The sequence below is a fragment of the Niallia sp. FSL R7-0271 genome (genome assembly GCF_038005785.1).
GTDB lineage: Bacteria > Bacillota > Bacilli > Bacillales > Cytobacillaceae > Niallia.
The window spans coordinates 1-7,500 of the sequence record NZ_JBBOTZ010000006.1 but is presented as its reverse complement, the minus strand read 5'-3'; the positions used below and the strand labels follow the sequence as shown (position 1 = coordinate 7,500).

The 7,500-nt window shown below is 38.7% G+C and carries 4 protein-coding genes and 2 rRNA genes; 4 read left to right on the top strand and 2 right to left on the bottom strand.

All coding sequences use genetic code 11. The features are described 5' to 3' along the window. Window positions 1–13: 13 nt before the first annotated feature. The 3 genes from MKX82_RS30270 to MKX82_RS30260 all read left to right on the top strand — a co-directional run bounded on the left by MKX82_RS30270 (window position 14) and on the right by MKX82_RS30260 (window position 4,110). Window positions 14–2,948, top strand: a 23S ribosomal RNA gene (locus tag MKX82_RS30270). A 71-nt stretch (window positions 2,949–3,019) separates the two neighbouring features. Next, a 5S ribosomal RNA gene (gene rrf, locus MKX82_RS30265) occupies window positions 3,020–3,136 on the top strand. Window positions 3,137–3,267: 131 nt separating this feature from the next. After that, window positions 3,268–4,110: a tyrosine-type recombinase/integrase gene (locus MKX82_RS30260; protein WP_192486555.1), complete on the top strand. Its 843-nt coding sequence runs from the start codon at window positions 3,268–3,270 to the stop codon at window positions 4,108–4,110. A gap of 270 nt (window positions 4,111–4,380) precedes the next feature. Here MKX82_RS30260 and MKX82_RS30255 read toward each other — a convergent pair whose 3' ends face one another. Then, complete coding sequence (locus MKX82_RS30255; RefSeq protein WP_233319532.1) at window positions 4,381–4,635, bottom strand: hypothetical protein; 255 nt, start codon at window positions 4,633–4,635, stop codon at window positions 4,381–4,383. Continuing rightward, window positions 4,619–5,416 (bottom strand): ParA family protein, encoded by a 798-nt coding sequence (locus tag MKX82_RS30250; protein WP_128310140.1) that lies wholly within the window; start codon window positions 5,414–5,416, stop codon window positions 4,619–4,621. The genes MKX82_RS30255 and MKX82_RS30250 overlap by 17 nt, the downstream gene beginning before the upstream one ends. 522 nt (window positions 5,417–5,938) lie before the next feature. Here MKX82_RS30250 and MKX82_RS30245 point away from each other — a divergent pair. Continuing rightward, window positions 5,939–7,138 (top strand): replication initiation protein, encoded by a 1,200-nt coding sequence (locus tag MKX82_RS30245; protein ID WP_192486553.1) that lies wholly within the window; start codon window positions 5,939–5,941, stop codon window positions 7,136–7,138. Window positions 7,139–7,500 lie beyond the last annotated feature (362 nt).

Sequence of the window (7,500 nt, the reverse complement as noted above, 5' to 3'; positions counted from 1 at the left end):
TTTAGCCGAAACAAGTTAAGTTAGAAAGGGCGCACGGTGGATGCCTTGGCACTAGGAGCCGATGAAGGACGGTACTAACACCGATATGCTTCGGGGAGCTGTAAGTAAGCTTTGATCCGGAGATTTCCGAATGGGGGAACCCACTATCCGTAATGGGATAGTATCGTTACTTGAATACATAGAGTAACAGAAGGCAGACCCGGGGAACTGAAACATCTAAGTACCCGGAGGAAGAGAAAGCAAACGCGATTCCCTGAGTAGCGGCGAGCGAAACGGGATTAGCCCAAACCAAGAGGCTTGCCTCTTGGGGTTGTAGGACACTCTACATGGAGTTACAAAGGAACGGGGTAGATGAATAGGTCTGGAAAGGCCAGTCATAGAAGGTAAAAACCCTGTAGTCGAAACTTCGTTCCCTCCTGAGTGGATCCTGAGTACGGCGGGACACGTGAAATCCCGTCGGAAGCAGGGAGGACCATCTCCCAAGGCTAAATACTCCCTAGTGACCGATAGTGAACCAGTACCGTGAGGGAAAGGTGAAAAGCACCCCGGAAGGGGAGTGAAATAGATCCTGAAACCGTGTGCCTACAAGTAGTTAGAGCCCATTAATGGGTGATAGCGTGCCTTTTGTAGAATGAACCGGCGAGTTACGATTACATGCGAGGTTAAGTTGAAGAGACGGAGCCGCAGCGAAAGCGAGTCTGAATAGGGCGTAATAGTATGTGGTCGTAGACCCGAAACCAGGTGATCTACCCATGTCCAGGGTGAAGTCCAGGTAACACTGGATGGAGGCCCGAACCCACGCACGTTGAAAAGTGCGGGGATGAGGTGTGGGTAGCGGAGAAATTCCAATCGAACTTGGAGATAGCTGGTTCTCTCCGAAATAGCTTTAGGGCTAGCCTCAAGGTAAGAGTATTGGAGGTAGAGCACTGTTTGGACTAGGGGCCCCCATCGGGTTACCGAATTCAGACAAACTCCGAATGCCAAATACTTATCCTTGGGAGTCAGACTGCGAGTGATAAGATCCGTAGTCAAGAGGGAAACAGCCCAGACCACCAGCTAAGGTCCCAAAGTATACGTTAAGTGGAAAAGGATGTGGAGTTGCTTAGACAACCAGGATGTTGGCTTAGAAGCAGCCACCATTTAAAGAGTGCGTAATAGCTCACTGGTCGAGTGACTCTGCGCCGAAAATGTACCGGGGCTAAACGTATCACCGAAGCTGTGGATTGACATCTACGATGTCAGTGGTAGGAGAGCGTTCTAAGGGCGTTGAAGCTAGACCGTAAGGACTGGTGGAGCGCTTAGAAGTGAGAATGCCGGTATGAGTAGCGAAAGATGAGTGAGAATCTCATCCACCGAATGCCTAAGGTTTCCTGAGGAAGGCTCGTCCACTCAGGGTTAGTCGGGACCTAAGCCGAGGCTGAAGAGCGTAGGCGATGGACAACAGGTTGATATTCCTGTACCACCTTATGAATCGTTTGAGCGATGGGGGGACGCAGGAGGATAGGGTAAGCGTGCTGTTGGATTAGCACGTCCAAGCAGTTAGGCTGGTAATGAGGCAAATCCCATTACCGTGAAGGCGGAGCTGTGACGGCGAGGGAAATATAGTACCGAAGTTCCTGATTCCACACTGCCAAGAAAAGCCTCTAGCGAGATTCAAGGTGCCCGTACCGCAAACCGACACAGGTAGGCGAGGAGAGAATCCTAAGGTGAGCGAGAGAACTCTCGTTAAGGAACTCGGCAAAATGACCCCGTAACTTCGGGAGAAGGGGTGCTCTTTTGGGTGCAAGCCCGAGAGAGCCGCAGTGAATAGGCCCAGGCGACTGTTTAGCAAAAACACAGGTCTCTGCGAAGCCGTAAGGCGAAGTATAGGGGCTGACACCTGCCCGGTGCTGGAAGGTTAAGAGGAGGGGTTAGCGTTCGCGCGAAGCTCTGAATTGAAGCCCCAGTAAACGGCGGCCGTAACTATAACGGTCCTAAGGTAGCGAAATTCCTTGTCGGGTAAGTTCCGACCCGCACGAAAGGTGTAACGATCTGGGCACTGTCTCAACGAGAGACTCGGTGAAATTATAGTACCTGTGAAGATGCAGGTTACCCGCGACAGGACGGAAAGACCCCGTGGAGCTTTACTGTAGCCTGATATTGAATTTTGGTACAGCTTGTACAGGATAGGTAGGAGCCTTGGAAGCCGGAGCGCCAGCTTCGGTGGAGGCATTGGTGGGATACTACCCTGGCTGTATTGACATTCTAACCCGCACCCCTTATCGGGGTGGGAGACAGTGTCAGGTGGGCAGTTTGACTGGGGCGGTCGCCTCCTAAAAAGTAACGGAGGCGCCCAAAGGTTCCCTCAGAATGGTTGGAAATCATTCGTAGAGTGTAAAGGCACAAGGGAGCTTGACTGCGAGACCTACAAGTCGAGCAGGGACGAAAGTCGGGCTTAGTGATCCGGTGGTTCCGCATGGAAGGGCCATCGCTCAACGGATAAAAGCTACCCCGGGGATAACAGGCTTATCTCCCCCAAGAGTCCACATCGACGGGGAGGTTTGGCACCTCGATGTCGGCTCATCGCATCCTGGGGCTGTAGTCGGTCCCAAGGGTTGGGCTGTTCGCCCATTAAAGCGGTACGCGAGCTGGGTTCAGAACGTCGTGAGACAGTTCGGTCCCTATCCGTCGTGGGCGTAGGAAATTTGAGAGGAGCTGTCCTTAGTACGAGAGGACCGGGATGGACGCACCGCTGGTGTACCAGTTGTCTTGCCAAAGGCATAGCTGGGTAGCTATGTGCGGAAGGGATAAGTGCTGAAAGCATCTAAGCATGAAGCCCCCCTCAAGATGAGATTTCCCATAGCGTAAGCTAGTAAGATCCCTGAAAGATGATCAGGTTGATAGGTTTGAGGTGGAAGCGTGGTGACACGTGGAGCTGACAAATACTAATAGATCGAGGACTTAACTAATAAATGATTACTCATTCTTTCTTCTTACAACATAATCTAGTTTTGAGGGAATAACTCTCAAAATTACATAGTCTGGTGGCGATAGCGAGAAGGTCACACCCGTTCCCATACCGAACACGGAAGTTAAGCTTCTCAGCGCCGATGGTAGTTGGGGGTTCTCCCCCTGTGAGAGTAGGACGTCGCCAGGCACCAAAAGGGGATAGTAGTCGTTAGGCTACTATCCCCTTTTTTTTTGAAATTCATCGCGGAAGTTTACTTCTTTCTTTTTATGATTTAAGATATTAAGTAAGGTACCAAGTCTGAATTTAGGGGTGATAAAGTGCAAAAATCTAATGTAATTAGTCAATTTGCAGACTGGCTTGAAACAGAAGGCAAATCTGTTAACACCGTCACTACTTATCAACGTGAAATGAAAAAATTTCAAGACTGGCTCTACAAATATCCTACTTATTTAGAGAACATATCTCAGCAAGATGTTCAAAATTATCTCTCTTTTTTAGAGCAGCAGGGGAAAAGTCCAATAACTATTGATAAAATACTTGGTTCTATTAGAACCTTCGCTAAGTTCTTGAGACGTCCAGAAATAATTTTAGATATTAAAGTTATGCCTATAGAAAAAAAGGGAGAATTAGAAATTTTAACATCTTTTGAGTACAATCAGCTGCTTCAAAAAGTTAAAAAAGATGGGCATGGAAGAAATATAGCTATCGTTTATTTATTGCTCCATACAGGTATTAGAGTATCTGAATTATGTTCTTTAAATAAGTCGAATATTGATCTTATAAAAAAGCAGTTAATCGTTAAAAATGGAATAACTGGTGAAGAGAGATTTATTCCATTGTCAGAAGAAGCTAAGGAATATCTTCATAAATACTGTGATTCGTTTAACAGTGATGAAGCTTTATTTACTTCAAGATCTAATGAGCGGCTAACAGAAAGATCAATTCAATATATGTTGAAGAAGTATAATGTTCATCCACATAAATTAAGACATACTTTCTGTCAAAAGCTTATAGATAAAGGCGTAGGCTTGGAGATTGTTTCAAAATTAGCTGGTCATAAAGATATAAATGTAACTAAAAGATATGCAAAATCCAGGATGAAGCAATTAGAATTAGAAGAGGCGATACAAAAAACTTTTATTAGCGATACGCTAGGATGAGTTGTTTATTTAGTATTTACCCAAATTAATTTTTATAATACCAATGTCAAATGGACTATTAAATAGAATTCGTAAGAAAGATGAAGTAAATAAGAGATTGTTCTTATCAATTTTAGTCCTTTTTTTGATTATTTCCCGAAGGGAAAAAGACGGAATTTGCCCGAATATGGCCGGATTCCGTCTTTTGTTTGGGGTGCTGCTTTGGATAAGATGCATTATGTTAACTGCGGATAAAATAATTTTACGCACTCAAATATTGGATGCACAAAATTATTCTTTAATCTTATTTAGATATTTCTCTAATGCTTCTTCAATTAAAATATAGATGTTTTTTTCTTGCAATAAAGATTGCATTTTTAATTCTCTATGTAAGTCTGTTCTTAAATCAAAAGATACTCGTTTTCTTATTAACTTTTTTTCCTGCTTAAATGTTTTCTCTTCAATAATTTCTTCAGCTAAAGCTTGTGATGGCGTAATTTGCTTTTGAAGCCGCTTCAAATTTTTAATATCATTTACTTTGGACACGATCTATCAACTCCTTATAAAATTGCTCATATTGTAGTAAAGCCGGTTTTAACTCTGAGTTTTTATTGAATCCATATAAAGCTAAACGACCAATAGGAGCTCTTCTATTAATAACAGTTTTAAATACTTCGTTAGGATAATCTTCTGTAATCATTTCATTAAATGCTTTGGCATCACTTCTTCTTAAGTCATTTAATGTTCTTAAAATTCCTATTACCTCAGTACCTCTATTTCCATGTTTTTTAGCACTGGCGACGGATTCCATGAAGTTAGGAATTGCTGAGTAGCACCAGTTAGAACACTCAAACAACACTACTACATATTCACTAGCACATAATGCATTAGTTGTTTGTTCTGACAATGACGGTGGTGTATCAATAATAATGAAATCATACTCACTTCTTATATCATCTAAACTTTGATCTAGAATTAAACTAGGTATTCCTTTGAAAGGAATACTATCACCTTTATATGTTCTTCCCGTATAAATCCATCTTGGAAAAGTAGCTAAAAAATTAGTAGCAGGAAGTAAATCTAAATTTTTTCCTATAGGTAGGATGTAATCTTTCATATTTTGATTCTGCATTGCTTCTAGTATTGATTTTCCTACAAATTCATTAGAAGGTTGATTAGATATTAATTCAGTTAAATTACCTTGAGAATCCATATCTATGGCTAAAACCTTATAGCCATCTCTGCTTAATAAATATGCTAGTATTCCAGCAGTAGTGGATTTCCCGCAACCACCTTTTTGTATTCCCATTGTAATAGTAATAGCCAAAACCACGCCTCCTTCCAACGTTGTTTTCTTCTTTTATTTATATAAACCTTTCTAGAAAAATAATTGAAATCCTTTAATATATATAAAATATAACAACTTTATTAGCAGAACTATTAATTCATTATTTTAAATAGACAGAAATAATGAAAAATTAATCATTCACCAAGTATTGTTTTGATTGTTTTATCATATATTGTTTTTATTGTTTTTATTGTTTTTATTGTTTTCGGAGGCTTAAAACTCTTATGTACCAAGGGTTCAGAGACCTTAACTATAACAAAAACTGAGTAAACTATAACAAAAACTGAGTAAACTATAACAAAAACTGAGTAAACTATAACAAAAACTGAGTCTTAACTATAACAAAAACTGAGTAAACTATAACAAAAACTGAGTAAACTATAACAAAAACTGAGTAATTTCCGAAAACTGATTCTGAATTTTCGGAAATATAACCCGAAGTAGACGCTCCTTTGCATTCTTTGTTATATTTTAGAATGATCATTAAAAAGGAGTTTTGATATGGGATCCAAAATAAGCGCGGACAACTTAATTACAAAATCAAATCAGCTTATTGAAGCAGCATATAAATTAACTGAGATAGAACAAAAAATCATCTTAACACTTATTAGTTTAGTGCAACCGAATGATAAGGAGTTTCAATCTTACACTTTTACAATAAAAGATTTCATTAAATTGATTGGCGGTAATAGTAATACGAGATATAAGGAACTAGAAGAAATTACGAGAAATATGTTAGCTAAAATTTATGAAATTAGGTTCGAGGAAAGATTGGTACAAGTTCAATGGTTATCCCAAGCTGATTACAACTATAAAAAAGGGACCATTGAGCTTACACTCCATAAATTTCTTACCCCATATTTATTAGAATTGAAAAAGGAGTTTACATCTTATCATTTAAAAAATGTAAGTAAACTAAAGGGACATTATTCTATAAGGATATACGAGCTACTAAAGCAATATGAACGTTTAAAAGAAAGAACTTTCAATATGGAAGATCTTAGACATAAGTTAGGGGCAACAAATATATATCCTGCTTACGGGAATTTTAAGCAACGAGTATTACTGCCTTCTCAAAAACAGATAAACAAAAAATCAGATATTACATTTGAATTTCAAGAGATTAAACAAGGAAGAGCTGTTAAAGAAATTAAATTCTTTATAAAACCTAAAGATTCCATTATTCAACCTCTACCAGTTCCGATATCTAATTCCATTAAAACTGAAGTGTTAAATACAGAAGAACTTGAAAAAGATCTTTTTGTTGTTTCTAAAAATGATATTAATGATATCAAAAGTTTGGCGAATGATTTAGGTTTCAAAGTACCGAATAAAACTATACAAAACTGGTTGGAGTATGGGAAAAGAAATGTAATTCAAGTAATGGAGTCAATTAGAGATAATTATAAAATAGAAAATCCAATAGGATTTATCACATACAAGTTAAAGAATGAGATAAGTAACGAAATTATTGAAGTGGATCCTGTTAATGATGCTATTCAAGATTTTATAAAGAGCCATATACCAAAGCGTAAAATTAAAAGAGTAGAATTTTTAACAGACTGGATGATGAAGAATGAGGCTTTGCAAACATTTATTAAATATATGAATGAAGATGATGCTTTAAATTTATGGAATTCAAAGAAGGAAGCAATAATGAAGGAATTGAATGATCGTAGGGGAAAAATGATGTTAAATTAAAAAGAACAAAAACCATTATGGTTTTTGTTCTTTTTAATTATTAATACTTGTTTAATTAACTACTATTGCTATAAAAGAGTTTATTATGTAGAATAGAAACTCGCTTCATTGAAGAAATTAGTAAGAAGCTTTAAAAAGAAGTTGACTTCCACGAATAATGGTGATATATTAATAAATGTCGCTAAAACGAATAAAAACTTTCTTTTTATACAAAATAAAAAAGTTTGTTCGTAGAAGTTGACGACGATGAAATGATATGTTATTATATAAAAGTTGCTCCTAATAGCAACGAAAAATTGCTCTTTGAAAACTGAACAAACAAAACGTCAACAATAATCGTTTTTATAACTTGCGTTATAAAA